This window comes from Cricetibacter osteomyelitidis (genome assembly GCF_004340985.1).
Lineage (GTDB): Bacteria > Pseudomonadota > Gammaproteobacteria > Enterobacterales > Pasteurellaceae > Cricetibacter > Cricetibacter osteomyelitidis.
Genome location: NZ_SLYB01000027.1, coordinates 1 through 22,044 on the forward strand (window position 1 = coordinate 1; position 22,044 = coordinate 22,044).

Sequence of the window (22,044 nt, forward strand, 5' to 3'; positions counted from 1 at the left end):
GAGAGACGGTATTTTTGAGCATAGGCATTTCCTTTTCGATAGACCTATTAGAGCAAACCTCTAGATGTATGTCTAGAGGTTTGTCAGCGGTCTGACAGCTACCTGTGGGTAGCTGCATTGATTTTACTTTACGATTGCACGGCTTAGATGTTTCAACTCACAGCTACCTGTGGGTAGCTGCCAAATCTTTGTATTGATAATAGCTGTAATGAAGTGTTTCAACTCACAGCTACCTGTGGGTAGCTGCCGGCATACTTGCGCAAATCAAAATGGATTTTGAAGTTTCAACTCACAGCTACCTGTGGGTAGCTGCATTATTGGCAGAAAATGAAAAACGCAAAGCTGATGTTTCAACTCACAGCTACCTGTGGGTAGCTGCCTCGCTTTGCTCGCTTGCGTAATCCTACGTAAAAGGGGGTTTCAACTCACAGCTACCTGTGGGTAGCTGACAAGCTTGCCCTACCGTCAGGGGATTTCGCTTGCGTTTCAACTCACAGCTACCTGTGGGTAGCTGCCAATATTACCAGCCGATTTAACTGTACCTCAACTGTTTCAACTCACAGCTACCTGTGGGTAGCTGCCCATTGAAAATAAATATATCTTAAATTTAAATTAAGTTTCAACTCACAGCTACCTGTGGGTAGCTGGTCCATTGTCATTACACCGCCTAGTTCATCCGGGTTTCAACTCACAGCTACCTGTGGGTAGCTGCTTAAACAACTTGGACAAATGCGCATTGTCTGGTGTTTCAACTCACAGCTACCTGTGGGTAGCTGCAAACGTACGGCATTGATTTGCTTAAATCAATGGAGTTTCAACTCACAGCTACCTGTGGGTAGCTGGCCGGAATGCCATAGGAAATAACTATGGAAAATCGTTTCAACTCACAGCTACCTGTGGGTAGCTGCGGCTTCTGCTAGACGTGGAGCTTGCTCGATAATAGTTTCAACTCACAGCTACCTGTGGGTAGCTGCCGAAGCCGTCACCATCGCCCGCCAAGTCAAAGCGGTTTCAACTCACAGCTACCTGTGGGTAGCTGCGGACATCATATGCTTAGTGGGTATAACGCCGATGTTTCAACTCACAGCTACCTGTGGGTAGCTGCTTCGGAGCGATAGAAAATTTTCTAACGCATCCTAAAGTTTCAACTCACAGCTACCTGTGGGTAGCTGCAAATTCTTCATTTTGTTCGGCGATGGCTGGGAAAGTTTCAACTCACAGCTACCTGTGGGTAGCTGCAACCGTAAACCGCTTTATCTTTACACCGAAAAAGTTTCAACTCACAGCTACCTGTGGGTAGCTGCTTTGCCTATCGGATATATAATCCGCCCCGACAGGTTTCAACTCACAGCTACCTGTGGGTAGCTGCGTTGGACAAGCTCACAAAACACGCCAGCTAATGGTTTCAACTCACAGCTACCTGTGGGTAGCTGCTTCCAAGTTACCCAAATTTCAGAATCATGCTCACGTTTCAACTCACAGCTACCTGTGGGTAGCTGACACGGGGATCGGTATGGCTGATTTAAAACAGCGTTTCAACTCACAGCTACCTGTGGGTAGCTGCACTTTGCAAAGGTCTAACCGCTGATGGATCGATTGTTTCAACTCACAGCTACCTGTGGGTAGCTGCGAACGGCGAAGAATACTTGGGTTTTAAAAATGGTGTTTCAACTCACAGCTACCTGTGGGTAGCTGCCGATGTAGCCGCCTCGTGCAATGCCCGTTTGAGAGTTTCAACTCACAGCTACCTGTGGGTAGCTGCTCTAGACATACATCTAGAGGTTTGCTCTAATAGGTCGTTTCAACTCACAGCTACCTGTGGGTAGCTGCAGTGTAATTTGATTAAGCTGTGACTTTTCAGGATGTTTCAACTCACAGCTACCTGTGGGTAGCTGCCACAATTCCAGCTACCTACGGGTAGCTGCTGGTCACTAATAATATCTTCATCTTTCGGAATTTGTTTCAACTCACAGCTACCTGTGGGTAGCTGCTGAATCGAAACTCAACGAAAAATTTAAGTTCAGTGTTTCAACTCACAGCTACCTGTGGGTAGCTGCCCCTATAAAATAAAATATTGAAATACCAAACTTTATTACCCGCTATTCGCTAACGGTTTATAGGAAGTCAAAAAAGTATAGCATATTCGCCGGACTCATTATGCTATTTTTTCTAATTGTCTGATTGTTAAAGAACTTTTTTAATTCGCTAACCCTACTCTATTTTAATGAGAACTACAGGTTAGCGATCTATAGAATCAATGTATCTTTAAAAATATCAACGGCAGGTTTTGCGCCGTGATGTTCCACTTTGTTACGCCATTTACTTCCCAAATGGTAAAAGCGCAAACTGTCGCAATCCGGGTTATACGTTGCCAGTAATTTATTTTTTAATCTAACCCATTGATCCGGTGTCACATCACATTCAAATACCGAATATTGCGCTCGCACACCATAATCTAAACAATGCTTGGCAATTTGGCGTAGGCGTTTTTGCCCTTCCGGGTCATCAAACGAAATATCGTAAGTAATCAGCATTAACATCCTTAATCTCCTGATAACGCCATTTTTTTCCACTTGCGGATTTTACTTCTGAAATTAGTAAACGGCGCCACCGTATTGATATGCACCCATTTCCACAACGGCCACTTTGCTGGAGTATCTGCCCATTGCCGTTGACCGCTTTGAAACAACTCCGCTTCGCTCAATCCTTCTACCCACCCGCATAATTCCGTCACCGCATCGCGCAACATATCTTGCTGTTCAAACAAAGAATATTTCCCATAACTAGCATAAAAATGCTGATACAGTTCGCCCAGTTGATTCCAGCGATAACCCTCGGCAGGCACACACGTCACCTTGCCCGCCTGCTCATTTTTCTCCCATTGCAACAGTAGATTAACCCAACCCAATTGATAACTTAAATGTTCGGATGGCGTTTTTTCATTGACCAATACCCGCACATCTTTTAATACTTCAGGAACATCGGCGAACTCCACCAAATATTTATCCAAGGCTGCCTGAATCGCTGCCACCAAAGCCGCGCCATCCGTATAAGATTTCATTTCTATCTCCTCAACGCATTAAAAAGGGTGGATATTCAGCCAAATCACCGCGCAGATGGCGAGCCAATAACATCGCCTGAATATAAGGCAACAAGCCGATTTCCACTTCTTCCATTAAAAAGGGATGCGTAATTTTTTCTTGCTTTTTCGCCTGCAATGTCTGAAACAATAACTTTCTCGCCTCAGGCTTAAGCATCACTGCTCCGCCGGCTTCTGTCACAAAATCATCCGATTTAATTTGTCCTCGATTAATCAGCGACAACACCATTCTATCTGCCCACCAAGCACGAAATTCTTCCAGAATATCTTGCGCCAGACTATCTCGTCCCGGACGATCGGCATGCAGAAAACCGATTTGCGGATCTAAGCCCACACCTTGCAATGCCCCGCTGATATCCTTACCCACAATGCTGTACAGCAACGACAGCAACGCATTGACACCATCTCGTGGCGGACGGCGATTGCGCCCGTCAAAATAAAACCCGCTATTTGCTTTAATCAAATGCGAAAATACCCCGAAATAGCGAGAAGCCGCATCGCCCTCAATTCCCCGAATCAAATCTAAATTGTGCGCGATTTCCAACTGTCGCAAGCTGTAATTTAACGCCGTAATAGCAGATTGAAGATCAGCATTTTCACCGTGATTGCGAATCTGCCGTTGCAGAACTCGCTTAGAGGCCTGGATTTTCGCCGCGATAATATTGCGAGCAATCGGCACAGGATTTTGCTCCGACACCTTATATTGTGCTCGGCGTAGCAACACATTGCCACTTTGCCGCCCTTGCAACCGCCCAAGATAGTGCCCGTTTTCCGTAAAAAACGCCAAATTGACGTTATTTTCCCCACAAAATCCCATCAGAAACGGCGAAACCAACACATTACCAAAACAAAAAATATGCCCGATAGAATGTATCGGTAACTGTGCCACTTTTTTTCGATCTTGCTCCACCACTAAAGTTTCACGTTCTTTATGCAAGTAGCTACCTTGAGTGGTGATATAGAGTGTGTTTTGGAGTTTACGCATAATTGGAAAATTCCTGAAATTTTGACCGCACTTTAAATTACATAAGAAAAATATCAAGATGATTTATTATTTATAAAATAATTGAAATAGAAATTCTCCTCAGGTTCATTTCCTAAAGCAATATCAAGCAATAGTTTTAATTGCCATTGAGACGGTGTTATAACTTCATCTAGTTTGAGTTCTTTATTATTACGTAGTTCTGGATTAATTTCGCATTCAAAATTTATAATCCACCATTTTTCTATTTTAATAAATAGCTCAATTAAATCTAAAAACTTTTCTACATCTAGTTCTTTTTGGGTATTACTAATAAATTCAAATAAATTATGAACCAAGTCATTTCTATGTCTTTTTATTTCATCAAATTTACTTATATCCCTTTGTTCTATTGCGCCTAATTCCTTAAACCAAAATAGCGAAGCATATATTAGGCTTTTGCTTTTTACCAAAACATCCTTGGCATATTCTTCCTGATTAATTAACCAACCTTTATCTTTATCAAATTCATCAGTAAAAAACACCTTTGGCATGTCGATAATTCGTTTCTTAAATAACTCAAATGTAGTTATGAAAAGAGATATTGAAATCAGATTCTCTTTTAACCTCTTTGCTGATAAGAATTTTTCCCAATTCTTTTCTATATCAGACATAATTCAACCTAATAATCAAAAATATCAATTTCACTATTAGAAATAACGTGATCTAATTTATCAAATTCCTCTTGTAGAAAAATAGGAGTGTTTTCTAAAATCTGAAGTATTTTTTTTCCTTTTATCCATTCATTGTTCCATAAAGATATACCTTGTAAATCACACATTTTTTCCGAAAATGAATAGTCATCTAAATTTGCTTTTAGCATTCGTTGCAACCAGATTTGAGTAAAACCTGAATTAGGCATTCTACTTAATTTTTGATAAACAAGATCCGCAATAGGCTTATGGTTATCTAGTTTGTTTAGCAATTTACTGATAATGGCACAACAAACTGGAATAACTTTTGGATTGTGGTATGCAATATCAGTAACAATGCTAATAAGTTGTTCAATACTCTGTATTTTCTTTATATTTTCTAATTTCTTATCGAACTTATTCAGTGCTTTATTTAGGCTGCCTGAATTCGGATAATTGATACTATGCTGCCTAATCAGTAAAATCTGTCTTTGTAAACTAGCTTTATTATCTTGCGGAGTAGCAAGCCAAGCCAATTTATCTTTTTTAATAGATTGAGTAATTACATCTTGACTACCTTTTGTTTTACTTGCATTCAACTTAAAGCCAAACGGCATCATAATTTCAGTTAGAAGTTTTAAAATTTTCTCTCCATCATTAGGATTATGAACAAATATTCTATAATCATCTCGGTAACGTAAAATTGTATATTCACTAATTTGTTGTTCTTTTAACTTTTTACTTAAGATTTTATCAATGTATCCTAGAACAATTTCAGCAATAAAATCCATTAGTACGGATCCTTGCGGAATACCGTTAGTTTGTCCATATTGAGCATTTTGAATACTCTTATCTATATAATTCCCGAGCCCGTCACTCCTATTTTCTTTAGCATTTTCTCGACCTTCTACAGACCAAGCAATAACGTGTGTATAGACTGAACCATAACAATCAGCTATATCAGTATCAAAAATATAATCGTATTCCAATGAAAGCAAAATAGATTGCTGTTCAACTTGTTCCCACCAATTAGAAATCTGCTGAGCTTTATCTGATTGTTGATTATCAGACTGAATAGGAATGCTCAAACATTTGATATTTTTATTTCTTCGGAATTTTTTAAATCGGGTTTGTAGTTTTTTCCAGTTATCTTCTTTTGTTATTTTATGTACTAATGCTACATACACCAATGGATGAATAATTTGTAAAGGTCTCCATGAAAGCTTTCCATCTTTATTAGCATATATTAGATAATTTACACTATCTTGTTTACTCATTGCTCCTCTATACAGACAAAAATCATTTAATAAATCTTTTCCTTCAAATTCCTCAGATATTTTTTCTAATAACTCTGCAAATGAAAAATATTTTGGTAAATCAATATTGCAATAACTTTCATGTTTTAAGAAAAATCTTCTTGCCTCATCAGCAGTTAATTGTAAAACTGTTTTTCTACTCATATATCTATCATATAAATACGTATTTATTATTTGTCTTCCCCAAACAATCTCTCCACATACCTTTTCGATCTATCCTTCTCTAACAACTGCGGTTGGCAGAGTTCGAACAGTGAACAGGCTTTACAGCGTTTGCCGTATTCGGGAGCGGGTGTTTTTCCGCTGTTTAAAAGTGACAGCACTTGGTCAATAATCGCAAGCGTTTTGGCGCGTAATTCAGGGAAAAAAGTGATTGGCAGGCGACGGCGGGTTTGCATATACCATAACGCTCCTTCATTGATCGTCTGCCCTGTCATTTCTTCCAAACATAAGGCTTGGGCGCAGAGTTGGATTTCATCCATTGGGTCAGGTTTCGGTTTGCCACGTTTGTATTCCACCGGCTTTAATTCATCGGTTTTAAGATTTCGTTCGACCAAATCCAAAATGCCGCTAATACCCAGTTTTTCCGCTGAAACGTGCACCGTTCGCTCAAAACGAATGCCTTTGCGAACTTCTGGCTCGCCGGAATCCACCCGCTCGTGTAATGCCCTGCCTTGTGCGGTCAGAAAATTCTCCGCCCACGCCTGTTCGTTATGGATCAACGCACATTGGCGTGGGCAAAAAGCGTAATGTTGCAAAGCGGAAAGCGAAATTAACCGCTTGTCATTGCTCAATGACGACTTGGCAAGCGGTAAGATTTCTGTGGAATTTTGCAAATTGCTCATTACAGCAATTCTTCAATGGTTACACCATTTAAGCCTTCCGCCTGTACACTGATACGATAGTCGTTATAGCCTTTCGCCGGTGTGTCTTTTTCGCCGTTAATGCGTTCAACTTTTACGGCATCAAAAAGTTTATGTGCCGGTTGATTGCCAAGCTCGCTGTCGTGTTTAAATACAATCAACTTACGCGCAGCCATTTCACCGCGTGCGGCAGAACGGTCGTGTTCAAACATCAGCTGTAAAGCTTGCCAAAGTTTTTGCACGTCTTCATCAGAAAAACCGGTTTTTTCAGCAAGTTTAGCAGAGATAAAGCCGTGAACACGATAAAGGGCGTAAGGCACGATATATTTACGGCCCATTGTGCGTTCTTTTTCTAAATCTTTTTCGTTAGTCACCGCCATTCGCGTGATGGAAACCTCAAGCGGAACAATCGGGTCGATAGATTGTGCAAATGCCAATTGTACCGGACCTCTCACCTGTCCGCTATTCACTTCGGTGGTCATTACTGCACCGAAGGCACGAATATCAAAAAAGTTTTTGCACATCCACGCAGTAACTTCACGGGCTTTTGCTTCATCTTTCGGCAATTTTTTCGCTTCCGGCTCAATACCTAATGCCTCATAAGCGCGTTTGTTTTGCAGATTAAGCACACTTTTCTCTTTAACATAAATCTCGAAGCCTGCTTCGTTTTCACTGCTCACTTCAATAAAATTACGGATTTTGCGTTTTAAGCAAACATCGGTGACTAACCCCTTACTACTATCTGGATCAAGGCGTGGCATATTGCCTGCATCGGGGTCACCATTCGGGTTTCCGTTGGTTACGTCAAAGAAAAAAACAAATTCATAGCGATTTTGAATAGTCATAATGTTTCCTTAATTTTCAGTTGATTCAGTGGTTTCTTTTTTTATAAAGTAACTTTGTTCTTGCTGGAAATAGCCAATACCAAAACTTCCTTGTTCAATAACATTTAAATGTTTAGGATATTTTTCTGATAAACGATCTACTATTTCTCTTAAATCTTTACTGAGAGCAATAGCCATTCCAGGTTTATCTTTGCGCAGCCGCGCCAAATGATGTTTAGCACCTCTAACCAAACGAGGGAAAACAGAATACGGCACAGCGGAAGCCGAACCATAATAACGGTCTGCGATACCGGCATTTAATTCGCCTAATGCTTGGGTTTGGATTCGTTCTAACACCGCAAATAACCTGCCTAGCAAATAAGCCCGGTCATCGCTTTCTTTATTCAAGCTCATAGGAACTCCTTGTTTAATTAGACCTTTTCTAAATTTTCGTTGTAATACCGCTTTCATTAACGCTACCCGCAAGCCGTTAATATCGCCATCGGCACGAATGCGGGTAATCAGTTGAGAGAGTAAACTCATTGGATACAAATGACCGGTGATAACAGCTCGCGCCATTTCTCCGGCGAGTACCGGTGATATATTCTCACTTTTTCCAAGCGATGCCGTTTGCAATAACAGCCTCCAAATTGAAGGCGGCGTTTTCCACGGGCAAGGTTCAAGTGCTAAATCCAGCCAATGTTCACTTAAATTTTTCGCCAGTTGGCCAAACGTGGTATCCAACCAAAAACGCACAGAAATTCGGGCGGCATTTGGAGCGAGCCCTAAAATATAAAAACGGGTATTTTCAGACAACTTCGGTGCAACTTCTGCAAGCGGTCGTCCTTTGCTTATTTCTTGTAAAACATTAAAGATCTTTTGGTTTTCCTGCTCGTCATCAGGGGGCGCCATTAAGGCAGCAAAAAATTCTTCGGCAGCTTCGGCTTGAGCAGTATTATCCGCTTCCGCCCAAAAGACGGTGCTGCTATCACCAATGGTTAAACGATGGCTATTATTACGTAACAAATAATTTAAAGTGGTGGTGTAAGCAAAGGCAGCCTGTTCAGAAACAGGTGCATTACTGCCTTGTTCCTTACCAAATGAAGTAAAAGATTCTTTATTAAAGGAAATAATTGAACCGCCTGAACTTTGCCCGCCATAGACGCCCTTAATTGCAGGGTGAAGTCGGGCAATAGGGGCAATTTCACCACTGATTAAGCATAAACCCTGTTCAGTCTCTTCGGTGACTAACAAACCGGCCCAAAGATGTTGAGCGGCTTCTCGCTGATGAATATAACCACCGGTATCGGCTAATTTGAAAACAACATTCGCATCCAACATTTCAATCGGGCAGATAGATTCCGCAAAATGTTCAGGCTGCCATTGTTGAAAAAAACGACTCACGGCAATTAAGCCCTCATCGTGAGTATCGGCAAGCAATTCCAAATGGTACTGTTTAAAGGCTTCAAAGTTTTTTTCAGAGAAGGCGATAGGTTGTGCTTTCGCGGTGGTTTTGTCTTTATTGCTTTCCACGCCCAGCACATAAGCCGTTTTATCCCATAAAAAATTGGGCTTAATACCGGAAGTTCGTTTTTCCGGACGAGGCACGCTCATTAATTTGGGTTGCGGCTTCTTATCCGCGGTTAAATTCGGAATCACGTTTAGCAAATTTCCATCCGAATCCAACTCCAACACCCAGCCGATTTTTTCTTCGCTAAAGCCATAAGACGGTACTTTAGCGCCACCGGTTAAACGATCCGTTTGCCCTGCAAGGCGATGATAATAGCGTGTTAATGCAGATAAAATCACGATTTCACCTCCTCTGCATAAAATGGCGGCACGTCAATCACCCCATTTTTCATTTCAGCTCTGAAAAAGTGCGGTCGATTTTCGTGATCAAAATCAATATCGTGCAACATCCAACCTAAATCTCGATTACGCTCGTTTTCTGCCAAACAACATTCCGGCAACGGCTCGTTATCATCAATTAAGGCAAAATTTGCCGCAAATTCACGCACGCCCATACAAGGTTGGTGAAAACATTGACCTTTTATTGCACGACGTTTAAACATCTCAATATGCTTAGTAATCGTTTCCCCTTCACCCGCTCTTTTGGTTAATACTGCGTGTGCTTCTATCACATAACCGACATTTTTTAACACCGTCGCAGCACGCTGTTGACGCTCCTCTTCAATGATCGTATATAAATCCGCCACACTTTTACGCTTTATCGCCCCACTGATTTTACCGACGGAAATTTTACTCCCCAGCTCATTACGGCGAACAGATTCAAACCGAATCGGCTTTAACACATAAATCTTATCAATCACCCAACGAATTGCCGGCTTCCAATGCACCGCCGTCAAAATCCCCCGTGCCGCCGACGGCGTAATCACATCATAAGACACCCGCTCCACCTTCATTTCAGGACGGGTAAAACAGGCATAATCGCCCCAAATATGGAGCTTGATTTTGTTTGGCATGGTATGTTCCTTCAATTATGTAATACACACCTCCGCGGAGGGAGGTGAAAAACTCAGCAATTAAAATAACTTATTTCAACTCACAACTACTAATGTAGTTGAAAACCCAGCATTTATTTAAATGTAAATCATATATTATTAAATAACAAACTTCAAGTTATTTTAATTTAAAAAATTTTGAGAAAAAAGAACCGTACTTTTCAGTTATCGTTATTAAACAGCATATCTGACTTCCGGAAGCGGATCATGTTTAGCCGTTTCTAATACTCTTAGCAATTCAGAATTTCCATCTTCTTCAGCATCCTCTATAAGATCCTTTGTAAATCTAACACAAGCTGCACGAATAAATGAAATGCTGACAGATTCCTCGCTGTATGGAGAAATTCGTTCGTAGTCTGTGCTGTCAAATATAATCGGAACAATCTCTGTTAACGATTTAATGTCCTCATCAGAAAGATAATTCTTTTTAAACATTTCATTAGCAGTCCAAAGTAACGCTGCTAAGCCTTGTCTGCTATTTGAACCTATTAAATAGATAAACCTTTTAATTAACCTATTCACAATAGGAGAATCTTGCATTTCTCTCCAAGTTAAAAGAGCATAAGAAGCATAAGCTGATTTATTAGTACCTGTAGAAAGAAAATTTTTCCTAATTATATTTTCTATTGGTTCTACCAAAGTTTCATCTGCAACAGCAAAATAAGGAAATGCCATCAAAATTTCCGGCTCATCAATTTCCCTATAGAAATCAAGTATTTTTTGAAAATTCGCTTCATTCAACTCATGCTGCGGTAACGCAGGGATAACGGATCGAGCTAAAACTTGGCTGATCAAATCGCCAATTCTTTCTTGCTCCCGTCTAAAATATCCAAATATGTCATCTTTATCTGCTGTTTTCCGCCAAGAAACCATTTTTTCAAAATAATGTATAGCTTGTTCATTCGATGGCAGCGCTTTAATATTTTCAGCCTGTGCGGCATTTGCTACATCCATCAAAAATGCCTGATCAAATAAATCATTTTGCTCAAATAAATATTTTCTTATTAGCTTTTGTACCTCTTCAGGATTTTGATTAGGAAGTTCTAATAACACATAATTAAGTAACCCTGTTTTTGGGATAGTTTGGTAATTCGGGTTTTCTCCCCAAACTTTAATTGCAATTTTTTTGCATTCCAAATCAGTAAGGAATTTATGTTTGATTAAAGGAAGTAACCGTAATAAGGCAGACGTATTTTCAGAAGAATCAAAAGATATACTTTCTATGATTTCATCGATACGATGATCAAGTGCAATATTCTGTATTCGTTTACCTGGAAAATTTATAACAGGGTTTGCCCATTTAAAATCTCTGGCTGAAATTTCTCTTTGAAGTGGAAATGATAATGCATCTAATAAAATATCAGACTGCTCTTTTTCCGGTATGCTTTTGAGCGAAAATTTCACCAAATCTTTAATGGAATCAATTAGCCATAAATGTTGGAGTTTTGGATTTTTCCCTAACGACACAGCCAACCGAAAAATTTGTTTGGCTTGTTCCAATGTCGCCCGAACTGATACACGAGCTAAAACTTCAATAAAAACTCTTAAACGATCAATTGCATAATGAGCAATTTCAGATTGGCTTTCCCATTTTTGACACCAATATTCAATTGCAAATATGCTTTGATTAATTAAAAAATCTATATCTTCCTGATTAAAAATAGCAACTCTAATTCTAGAAAATATTTTCTTAATAACATTAGATGTTTCACTATTAGCAGAACGAATAGCTAAAGAAAAACAATGAATATTATCAATATCTTCCAATTCAGCAATTTTCGTAGCTTGTTCCGCAAAAAAATTCATATATTCCCAACGCAAAGGAATTCCAACAGTATTAGATATGCCTTCTAACAATATCAAAGGATGCCGCTCGTTACTGAAAGTGATTGTGTTGGATTTATCTTTATAACGACCCGGTTCAAACAAAGGCTCAATTTCTTGTTCTTGTTGTTTATTCAACATTTTTGTAACTTTGTCTCCCAGGTATTCAATATAATCCCAAGGATCACATTTCTTTTCTTTATAATTGGATGAGAAAATATTAATTTTTTCTTCTAATTTATCAAAACTAATACCGCGCAATATCCAATGAGCCCAAGCCAATTGAGAAAGCAGATAAATTGAACTACGGTTATTTCTATATGACTTGAGTAATTCACTGTATGCCTCTGTTATTAACAGCTTGCCCTTATCAAAGTTTCCAAGTTCAGCTAATAAAGAAGCCTTTCTTAATTTCCAAATAGGTGTATTTTCAGATATTGCATTTACGCTTTGCTCTAATGCAGGATAGTCAAATATATCCCGAGCCAAAATTGCGTGATGATATGCCAATTCATTACTAATTTCTTGCCAGTATTTTTTTCCTTTTTCTAATATGGCGGTAGCTGTCTGAATAACAGATTTATTTTCTGCTTCTGCTTTATCCATCCAACGCGTGTTTTTTAAAACAATAAGAGCAATTTCCAATTGCTGTTGTTTAGTTAATGCGCAAGGTTTATCAGGATCACATACCGTCAATAACTCTTCAATTAACCAGTTTGGCAAAATCTCATAGGTTATTTTGCAATGCCAAGCTATTTCATATAATAATTTCTCCCTTGAATTTATATTCATGGCAGATAAGTTTTTGGAATTAGGGTATGGATCATTTATCTGGGTCTGTAATTGGAATCGCTTGAGGTTAGGACATACAAGCCATTTCGGATAAGATAATCTATCTTTCTCTAGTGATGATAGCTGTTCCTCAAGCAATCTTGCCGCATAATCATGGTCTTGATACCGTTTATGTCTTTCATCTTCAGACATTACTGAACGATGTAAGTTAGTTGGTTCCCATTCCCACGTGCTTTTAGGCTTAAGATTTTGTAATGTCTGAAGAAATATTTTCGTTGCCTCAAAATGACGCATATCCGAATCGTCATAATCTTCAACCACCTCATACAAATCAATTGGTGCAATATTGATAGATTCTAAATATTTACGTTTGGCAGAGCTTAATTTCAACGCACCAACAAGATAAATACGTCTAGAATGAGTTGCCAGATGGTCTCTTACCCAACCTGCCCATTGTAAAAAATTCGGATCATCTCCTGAAAACCCTAACAGGCATAATTCATTTTCAATAAACACTTGGCGTGCAAAATTCACAAATGCCGCATATTGCTGCGGATATTTTCTGTAATCCTCTTGGGTAAAAATTAAATCTTTGGTCACATCAATAGTCCCATGCAATTTCACAATACGTGGAGATCTCGCACTAGAAAGATCCTCTTGTTTTGAAACTACGCTATACACAGGTTGATGTACTTCTTCCGAAGCTCGTTCAAGCAAAGTATCCCAATTGGTAGTCAGCACTTCCGTCCATGGCAATTCCAATAAAGATTTATGTAATTCTCCGTGTTCCCATGCAACATCGTTAACTTCTTTTTTAATTAAATCGTGTAGGGCTTGTCTGCCAAAATAGGCATTGTATTCTTCAGCCAAACGCAACGGATCAGAGCTATTTGAATTTAATTCTCTAGTCAATCTTTTAGAAAAATTAAACCAAAGCGGTAATTTTTTATTGCTATCGCCCGTTGTTGCAGCACTTCGACTAAAACCGGCACCAATCATAATAGCTGCTCCATGATAAGAGTTATTTTCTTGCCACAGAGTAGATGCAAATTTTTTTAACTTTGAAAAATCATCAATTTGAGTAATATCTTTAACCATTTTCAGCTTCTATAGTAACAATTCTTTTAATTGAATAATAAATGTTGCGTTAAATTACAAAATTTTCTATCCTTAAAAACACCACATTATCCCAACTCAACCCCGCTACATCATCATACAAATCCATTCCAATTAAGCGATAAAACTGTTTACCGAAATTGTTTTCATTGATGGTTTCAACTCTGCCTGCTTTATAGAGTTCGGCTAATGATTTTTCCGGGACTTGTACGGTGTAGGGTTGCAGTTTTCTTAATATGCCGCCCACTTTGTCAGCATAACGTAAGCTGTCTATCAGTGTTTCGGCTTCTTGGTCGAAGGGGATAATAACGGGGATTAAATGACTTGTGATCATTCGGAAATCGTCTGCGATTTTTTGAAAGGGGAAATTGAGGCTTTGTCCTGCATTATGGCACGCATCTAAAATCCCTGCTTTATCCAGTTCCGGACCTTTAGCTTCATAAACCGCTTGGAAATAGTGATTAATCGCCTGTGGGGTCAGTAAGTCTTCAGCGTGTTTGCGAACCGTGGAACGCATACAGGCAGAAAGTAGCCCTAATTCCGTCGGTGCTTTCCATTGTTCTTCGGGCTGAAAAATCCAAACAGGGCTTTCCTCTGCTAACTTTTTACCTTCTCGATTACAACGCCCTGCAGCTTGGGCGACAGAATCTAACCCGGCTTCCGCCCGCATTACCAATGGGAAATCCACATCAACGCCGGCTTCAATTAAGGAAGTCGCTATCACACGGCAAGGCTGATTCTTTTTCAGGCGTAGGCGAATCTCATCTAATGTTTGTGAGCGGTGCTTGGCACACATTAAGGTGGTGAGATGATAAACGCCATCCAGCCCTTTAACTGAATCATATAAGGCTCGGGCGTGGCGGCGATTATTCACGATGATCAATATCTGCGGATTATTCATGAGTTTGGTTTGCAGCTCGGTATCTGTTTGAACGCCAATATGTTGCACGGTTGTGCGTTTTAGTTTCTCAAAAAGTGCGGTCGGATTCAGCGCAATTTCTCGCACGTTTTCAAAGCCTTTGTAAAAGCCATTCGCTTGGTGAATCGCCGGTTGTGTGGCGGTACAAAGCACAACGGAACATTGGTAATTTTGCGCCAATTCATCAATCGCCACCATAATCGGGCGCAATAAATTCAGCGGTAACATTTGGGCTTCATCCAAAATAATCACGCTACCTGCGATATTGTGCAATTTCCGGCAGCGTGAAGAACGATCTGCAAATAAACTTTCAAAAAATTGCACCGCCGTCGTCACCACAATCGGCGCATCCCAGTTTTCGGAGGCTAATTTCAACTTATCCCGGCTGAATTTATCCGGCAAATTATCGTGATCGAAAGTGCTGTGATGTTCTAAAACCGCCTCCGTCCCTAATTCACCAAAAGCTTCGCGGAAGACGGCTGCATTTTGTTCGATAATGCTGGTAAACGGAATGACATAGATAATGCGGCGTAATTGATGTTGTTTGGCGTGTTCCAAAGCAAACGCCATTGAAGTCAAGGTTTTTCCACCGCCTGTTGGTACCGTCAGTGAAAATAATCCCGTTTCTTGCATTGCCTGCGAAACAGCGTAATCTAAAATATCACTTCGTAAGCGATTCAGTTCGCTATCCTGCTTTTTTATCTTTGCAATAAAGGCATTAAACTGCTGATAAAGTGCGGTTAATGTTGGGTAATTTCCCCGTTCAATCGGCTTTTTCTCTAAGTTTACATAAAACGCTTCGGTATCAAGAAAATCGGCATCCACGAGACACGAATAAAGCATTCGAATAAAAAATGCATAAGAAAAGAAAGGTTCGTTTTTAGAGGGTTTTAAGGAAGGCGGGCGTAATTTTTCAGGTAAATTCAGTTCTTGTTGCCAAATGGGGGCTAGTGGTGGGAGTTCATTGGGAGCGGTGCCGAAATTCTCTTGCAAACGTTGTGTTAATGTGGTTCGATTTTTCCCTTCTCCTGCGCCATTTGCCAGGCCTGCGTGATGCCCTGCAATACAAAACGCCATCATCTTACCCAATATTTCGCCCCAGCGTTCTACCGCAATTTTTGCGCCGGCAGTGGAATGGTTGACTTTAGCGCCACCGTGTAAACGCTGTAAATAACGTTCGCTATATTTACCTAAATCGTGCAACAGACCTGTGTAATAGGCAATTTCTTGCGAAGAACAGAATATGGCAAATTGTGCTGCTATTTGTGCCACATTTTCAGAATGGGACAGGGCGGTTTGCCAGTCGGAGTGATCTTCTAATAACCCCGAGTGTGCGTAGAAAGTTTGAACAGTGTTATTTTCCATTTTATACCTTCATATTTCTTTCCTGATTGAATAATACTACCGCATTGAATAATACTACCGCCAACCGGCTTGGTATGTCTATTCAAAAATAACATTTTGCACAACTGAAACATAATGTCGCAAAAGTGCGATCTATTTTTGACACGTTTTACTCATTTCGCACCGCCATATTATCAGTTTATTTCAAACACATTTTATCCTATTGATAAAAATAATAGGTTGTTATGATAATTAGTTCTGAATTCGCCGCTTTTTGTCTAGAGATTTGTTAGCAGTCTAAGCGCGGTTTATACCGCCTTTTGTTTAAAACATCTGTTATTTTTCGCCATTTTACGCTATCCTATACCACATTTTCTAAAACAAAAGAATCCGCTTAAAAGTGCGGTGCTTTTTACTCAAATTTTTAAGGTTATAACACAATGCAAGAACAATACCGTCCCGATTTGATCGAGCCCGAAGTGCAAAAATACTGGGCTGAGAACAAAACCTTCAAAGCCGTTAAAGATACATCCAAAGAAAAATATTATTGCCTTTCAATGTTGCCGTACCCGTCTGGCCGTTTGCATATGGGGCATGTGCGTAACTACACCATCGGCGATGTGGTTTCCCGCTATCAGCGTATGAACGGTAAAAACGTATTACAACCAATGGGTTGGGATGCTTTCGGATTACCGGCAGAAGGCGCGGCGATCAAAAATAATACCGCTCCGGCAAAATGGACTTATGAAAATATCGAGTATATGAAAAACCAGTTGAAAATATTGGGTTTCTCTTATGACTGGGATCGTGAAGTGACAACTTGCCGCCCGGAATACTATAAATGGGAACAATGGTTCTTTACCGAATTATACAAAAAAGGTTTGGTATACAAAAAAACCTCAACTGTAAACTGGTGTCCGAACGATGAAACCGTGTTGGCAAACGAACAGGTGCACGAAGGCTGCTGCTGGCGTTGTGATACCCCGGTGGAACAAAAAGAAATTCCGCAGTGGTTTATTAAAATCACCGATTACGCCGAACAGTTGCTCACAGGTTTAGATAACTTGCCAGAATGGCCGGATATGGTGAAAACCATGCAACGCAACTGGATCGGTCGTTCCGAAGGGGTGGAAATCACCTTTAAATTAAAAGACAGCGATGAAACCGTTGCGGTTTATACTACACGTCCTGATACTTTCTACGGCGTGTCTTATATGGCCGTGGCGGCAGGTCATCCGATTGCAGAACGTGCGGCACAAAATAATCCGGCGTTGGCTCAATTTATTCAAGAATGTAAAAACACCAAAGTCGCCGAAGCCGAACTTGCCACTATGGAAAAGAAAGGGATGGCAACAGGCTTATACGCCGTGCATCCGATTACCGGCGAAGATGTGCCGGTATGGGTGGCAAACTTTGTGTTAATGCACTACGGAACCGGTGCGGTAATGGCAGTGCCGGCACATGATCAACGCGACTTTGAATTTGCCACCAAATACGGTTTGCCAATCAAGCAGGTGATCAAGCCTGCCAATGGCGAAGCCATTGATTTAACCAAAGCGGCATTCACTGAACACGGTATTGCGATCAATTCTGCGGAATTTGACGGTTTGGATTTTGATAAAACGTTCAACGGCATTGCCGATAAATTAGAAGCGATGGGCGTGGGTAAACGCCAAGTGAATTATCGTTTGCGTGACTGGGGCGTATCCCGTCAGCGTTACTGGGGCGCACCAATTCCAATGTTGACTTTGGAAAACGGTGATGTAGTGCCGGTACCGATGGAAGATCTGCCAGTTATCTTACCTGAAGATGTTGTAATGGACGGTGTGAAGAGCCCGCTCAAAGCGGATCCGAACTGGGCGAAAATCACTTATAACGGTCAACCCGCATTAAAAGAAACAGATACCTTCGATACCTTTATGGAATCATCTTGGTATTATGCCCGTTATACCTCGCCAAATGCCCATAATTCCATGCTCGACAGCGATGAAGCGAACTACTGGTTGCCGGTGGATCAATATATCGGCGGTATCGAACACGCCACAATGCACTTGTTATATTTCCGTTTCTATCACAAATTATTGCGTGATGCGGGTATTTTGAATTCTGACGAACCGACCAAAAAATTGTTGTGTCAAGGCATGGTGTTGGCCGATGCCTTCTACTACACATCTGAAACTAATGAACGTATTTGGGTTTCCCCGACACAAGTGACTTTGGAACGCGACGACAAAGGTCGTATTATCAAAGCTACCGATCCGCAAGGTCGTACATTGGTACACAGCGGCATGACCAAAATGTCCAAATCCAAAAACAACGGTATCGACCCGCAAGAAATGGTGGAAAAATACGGTGCGGACACTGTGCGTTTGTTTATGATGTTTGCCTCACCTGCTGAAATGACCTTGGAATGGCAAGAATCCGGTGTGGAAGGGGCAAAACGCTTTTTAGCACGCGTGTGGAATTTGGTATATGAATATCAGAAAAATCCGACAGAAAGTACGGTAAATCCGACCGCACTTTCTGCAACACAAAAAGCCTTACGCCGCGATGTACACAAAACCATTGCGAAAGTGAGCGATGATATCGGCCGCCGTCAAACCTTTAATACCGCCATTGCGGCAATTATGGAGCTGATGAACAAACTCACCCGGGCACCGCTTGCAGACGAGCAAGACCGTGCGGTTATGGCGGAAGCATTAAGTGCGGTGGTACGTATGCTCTACCCGATTACCCCGCATATCTGTTTCCAATTATGGCAGGCACTTGGCAATACCGACAGCATTGATTATGCCCCTTGGGTGGTCGCCGATGAAAAAGCAATGATTGATGACGAAAAACTCGTGGTGGTGCAAGTGAACGGTAAAGTCCGTGCGAAAATCACCGTACCTGCGGATATGCAGGAAGAAGCCATCAAGCAAGTGGCATTGGCAGACGGCAATGTCACCAAACATTTAGAGAGCTTAAACATCTTAAAAGTGATTTATGTACCGGGTAAACTGTTGAGTTTTGTGGCGAAATAATTATTTAACCTTTTTCCGTTTACGGGAGAGAATTTAAATATCATCCGATCATTCAAGGATAATCTATGTTAAAAAAACTGATTTTAACCACCGCACTTTTTGCACTGACCGCCTGCGGTTATCATTTTCAAAATGAACAATTGTTGCCGCAAGAACTGCGAACCATCCAACTGGAAAGCAACGACCCGTATAGCGATATGTCTCGTGCGATGCGAGGCCAATTGCAATTACGTAATGTAAATATCGTGGAAAATCAAAAAAATGTAGCGGTGTTACGTTTAAACAAGACCACATTCAGTGATAAAGTAGCCTCCGTATTCAAACAAGGTCGTGAAGCGGAAAAAATCTTAACTTTGCGTGTTGATGCAACGGTAAAATTGCCGAACCAAACGGCTAATCCGATTTCCGTCAAAATCAACCGCACTTTCTTTGATAACTCCCGTGCTGCTTTGGCTAAATCAGCCGAACGTGAAATGATCTATAAAGATATGTACGAACAGGCGGCACGTCAGATTATTGTGAAAATGGCCGCACTAAAAGGCAATTAATCATTAATGGTCAACCGCATTTTCGCCGAACAGCTTGCTTCATCCCTAAACCATAAATTGCACCGCGTTTATGGTTTAGTAGGAACGGATCCCCTATTGCTCGGCGAAAGCAAAGATCAAATCACTCACACTGCCCTACAACAAGGCTTTGATGAAAAAATTGATGTCACCGTGGATAATTCAACGGATTGGAACGCTCTGTTTGACCGCTGTCAGTCAATGGGATTATTTTTTAATAAACAAATCATCAGCCTAAATTTACCGGAAAATCTCACCGCACTTTTGCAAAAAAATCTGCAACAACTCATTGAATTGCTCAATGATGAGATCTTGCTGATTTTGCAACTGCCGAAACTGGCAAAAGCCACGGAAAAACAGGTGTGGTTTGCCTTGTTAAATGATTTTGTCATCATCAACTGCCAAACGCCAACTATCGAGCAATTACCCCGCTGGCTGGCTAATCGCACCAAAGCAATGGCACTGACGATTGATAAAGAAAGCGTGCAGTTGCTCTGTTACAGTTATGAAAATAATCTGTTGGCACTCAAACAGATTTTACAACTCTTGCAACTACTCTATCCCGATCACAAACTCACGTATCCGCGAGTTAAAAGTGTGGTAGAACAATCATCTGTATTTACACCGTTTCAATGGATTGATGCCTTATTTGAAGGCAAAGAAAACCGTGCCAGACGGATTTTGCAAGGATTGGTTCAAGAAGATACGCAACCGGTGGTGCTATTACGGATTGTACAGCGTGAATTAATGACCATTTTGCAGCTTGCCCAACCGCAACAAAAAGTCGAACTTGATACGCCGTTACCGACACAAAATCTGCGTGGCGCCTTTGATAAATTAAAAGTGTGGCAAAACCGCCGTGCCGCATTTACTCAACTCCTACAAAGGCTGACCTATAGAAAACTGTATCAAATAATTCAACAAACCGCCGATATCGAACGTGCCGTCAAACAGGATTTTAGTGCCGATGTATGGCAGCAGCTGGAAGATTTGTCGGTGAAGATTTGCAGATAGCATGCGAATGCAAAGTAAAAACGGGCGGATGAAACGCCCGAATTTTTATCTAATGTTTTTGAATGTCCGATTTTTTATTAGGAAACAACAACGATGCGATCACCCCTAATATCAATGTACCTAACACAATCAATAAACTCACATTCGGGGAAATATGAATGCCGGTGTCGCCAATGGCGTGATTCCAAGCCTGAATGCCCATTTTAATACCGATAAAGAACAACAATACAATCACGGCTTTTTCTAAATGCACCAAATATTGAGTTAATGAAGCCAAAATAAAGTACAGGCTACGCAATCCCAAAATAGCAAAGATCATTGCCGCATATACCAACAAAGGTTCTTGTGTTACCGCAATCACTGCAGGCACGGAATCAAAGGCAAAGGCTAAATCCGAAGTTTCAATGGCGATCAAACATAAAAACGCCGGAGTTACATAATGCAATCCTTTTCGCGTAACAAATTTGGCTTGTTCTTTATCTAATTCACTATGCTTTAACATAAAACGATCGGCAAATAATTTCGTATAAGTCGGCATAAATTTACCCACCAACTGCGTACTCCAGTGGTGCGTATAATCTTCGATTTCCTCTTCATCGTTATGCTTACCGGTCAACATTTTGTAACCGCTCCATAAAATAAAAGCGGCGAATAAAAACCCTATCCACGGACTTGCCGCAAATAACCCCGTACCAATGACCACAAAGATTGCACGGAAAATCAATGCTCCCACGATTCCCCAATATAAAATACGGTGCTGTAATTTACCGACAATACCAAATGAAGCAAAAATCGCCATAAAAATCATTAAATTATCAATAGAAAGCGTTTTTTCCAACACATACCCGGCAAGATATAAATCCGCCCATTCTTTATCAAATCGCAACCAAAGATAAGCATAAAATGCCAAAGCTAAAGTAATCCAGAAACAAGACCACATTGTGGCATCTTTCACCATGATGGTTTTAGCGTGACGATGAGCAAAAAGATCGAGATAAATAGAAACCGCGATTACTACAAAAAAGATAACCAACGCTTCCAAAGGGAAACCGAAATGATGCATAAAATTCCTCATAATTAAAACGTAGGGACGGCATATTATGCCGTCCGTATAAATAAACAGGAATTATCTTACAGTATCAGCCTTTATTCAAATAAAATTATTAGT

General features: G+C 40.6%; 15 protein-coding genes and 1 CRISPR repeat array. Of the genes, 3 read left to right on the plus strand and 12 right to left on the minus strand.

Features of this window, described 5'->3' with window-relative positions:
* The first annotated feature begins 149 nt into the window (after positions 1-149).
* A CRISPR array of direct repeats spans positions 150-2,057; the repeat unit is 32 nt; unit sequence GTTTCAACTCACAGCTACCTGTGGGTAGCTGC.
* 189 nt (positions 2,058-2,246) lie between these two features.
* The 11 genes from cas2 to cas3 form a co-directional block, all read right to left on the minus strand.
* Positions 2,247-2,540 (minus strand): CRISPR-associated endonuclease Cas2, encoded by a 294-nt coding sequence (cas2, locus tag EDC44_RS10400; RefSeq protein ID WP_131978488.1) that lies wholly within the window; start codon positions 2,538-2,540, stop codon positions 2,247-2,249.
* A gap of 2 nt (positions 2,541-2,542) precedes the next feature.
* Positions 2,543-3,061: a ClbS/DfsB family four-helix bundle protein gene (locus tag EDC44_RS10405; protein WP_131978491.1), complete on the minus strand. Its 519-nt coding sequence runs from the start codon at positions 3,059-3,061 to the stop codon at positions 2,543-2,545.
* Between the two features lie 10 nt (positions 3,062-3,071).
* On the minus strand, positions 3,072-4,085 hold the full coding sequence (gene cas1c, locus EDC44_RS10410) for a type I-C CRISPR-associated endonuclease Cas1c (protein WP_131978494.1): 1,014 nt from the start codon (positions 4,083-4,085) through the stop codon (positions 3,072-3,074).
* 53 nt (positions 4,086-4,138) lie between these two features.
* Positions 4,139-4,735 carry a hypothetical protein gene (locus tag EDC44_RS10415; protein WP_131978497.1) on the minus strand — a complete coding sequence of 199 codons (597 nt, stop codon included), beginning with the start codon at positions 4,733-4,735 and terminating at the stop codon, positions 4,139-4,141.
* 8 nt (positions 4,736-4,743) lie between these two features.
* Positions 4,744-6,213 (minus strand): RNA-directed DNA polymerase, encoded by a 1,470-nt coding sequence (locus EDC44_RS10420; RefSeq protein WP_131978500.1) that lies wholly within the window; start codon positions 6,211-6,213, stop codon positions 4,744-4,746.
* Between the two features lie 26 nt (positions 6,214-6,239).
* A complete protein-coding gene (gene cas4, locus EDC44_RS10425) occupies positions 6,240-6,914 on the minus strand; it encodes a CRISPR-associated protein Cas4 (protein WP_131978503.1) in 675 nt (224 codons plus the stop codon).
* Positions 6,914-7,777, minus strand: a complete 864-nt coding sequence (gene cas7c, locus EDC44_RS10430) for a type I-C CRISPR-associated protein Cas7/Csd2 (RefSeq protein ID WP_131978506.1) — start codon at positions 7,775-7,777, stop codon at positions 6,914-6,916. Before cas7c ends, cas4 begins: the two co-directional genes overlap by 1 nt.
* A gap of 9 nt (positions 7,778-7,786) precedes the next feature.
* Positions 7,787-9,565: a type I-C CRISPR-associated protein Cas8c/Csd1 gene (gene cas8c / locus EDC44_RS10435; protein ID WP_131978509.1), complete on the minus strand. Its 1,779-nt coding sequence runs from the start codon at positions 9,563-9,565 to the stop codon at positions 7,787-7,789.
* A complete protein-coding gene (gene cas5c, locus EDC44_RS10440; RefSeq protein WP_131978512.1) occupies positions 9,562-10,239 on the minus strand; it encodes a type I-C CRISPR-associated protein Cas5c in 678 nt (225 codons plus the stop codon). Before cas5c ends, cas8c begins: the two co-directional genes overlap by 4 nt.
* Before the next feature lie 213 nt (positions 10,240-10,452).
* Complete coding sequence (locus tag EDC44_RS10445) at positions 10,453-13,992, minus strand: SIR2 family NAD-dependent protein deacylase (protein ID WP_131978515.1); 3,540 nt, start codon at positions 13,990-13,992, stop codon at positions 10,453-10,455.
* A 49-nt stretch (positions 13,993-14,041) separates the two neighbouring features.
* Positions 14,042-16,294 (minus strand): CRISPR-associated helicase Cas3', encoded by a 2,253-nt coding sequence (gene cas3, locus EDC44_RS10450; protein ID WP_131978518.1) that lies wholly within the window; start codon positions 16,292-16,294, stop codon positions 14,042-14,044.
* 419 nt (positions 16,295-16,713) lie between these two features.
* On the opposite strand from cas3, the gene leuS reads away from it, so the two are divergent.
* From leuS to holA, 3 genes are all read left to right on the plus strand, one after another.
* Positions 16,714-19,296 (plus strand): leucine--tRNA ligase, encoded by a 2,583-nt coding sequence (gene leuS / locus EDC44_RS10455; RefSeq protein WP_131978521.1) that lies wholly within the window; start codon positions 16,714-16,716, stop codon positions 19,294-19,296.
* A gap of 65 nt (positions 19,297-19,361) precedes the next feature.
* Complete coding sequence (locus EDC44_RS10460; RefSeq protein WP_131978524.1) at positions 19,362-19,844, plus strand: LPS-assembly lipoprotein LptE; 483 nt, start codon at positions 19,362-19,364, stop codon at positions 19,842-19,844.
* Positions 19,845-19,850: 6 nt separating this feature from the next.
* Entirely contained in the window at positions 19,851-20,876 is a 1,026-nt protein-coding gene (gene holA / locus EDC44_RS10465; protein ID WP_131978527.1) for a DNA polymerase III subunit delta, read from the plus strand.
* A 49-nt stretch (positions 20,877-20,925) separates the two neighbouring features.
* Here the strand turns inward: holA and EDC44_RS10470 are convergent, their stop codons facing one another.
* Positions 20,926-21,939 (minus strand): TerC/Alx family metal homeostasis membrane protein, encoded by a 1,014-nt coding sequence (locus EDC44_RS10470; protein ID WP_131978530.1) that lies wholly within the window; start codon positions 21,937-21,939, stop codon positions 20,926-20,928.
* Positions 21,940-22,044: the final 105 nt, after the last annotated feature.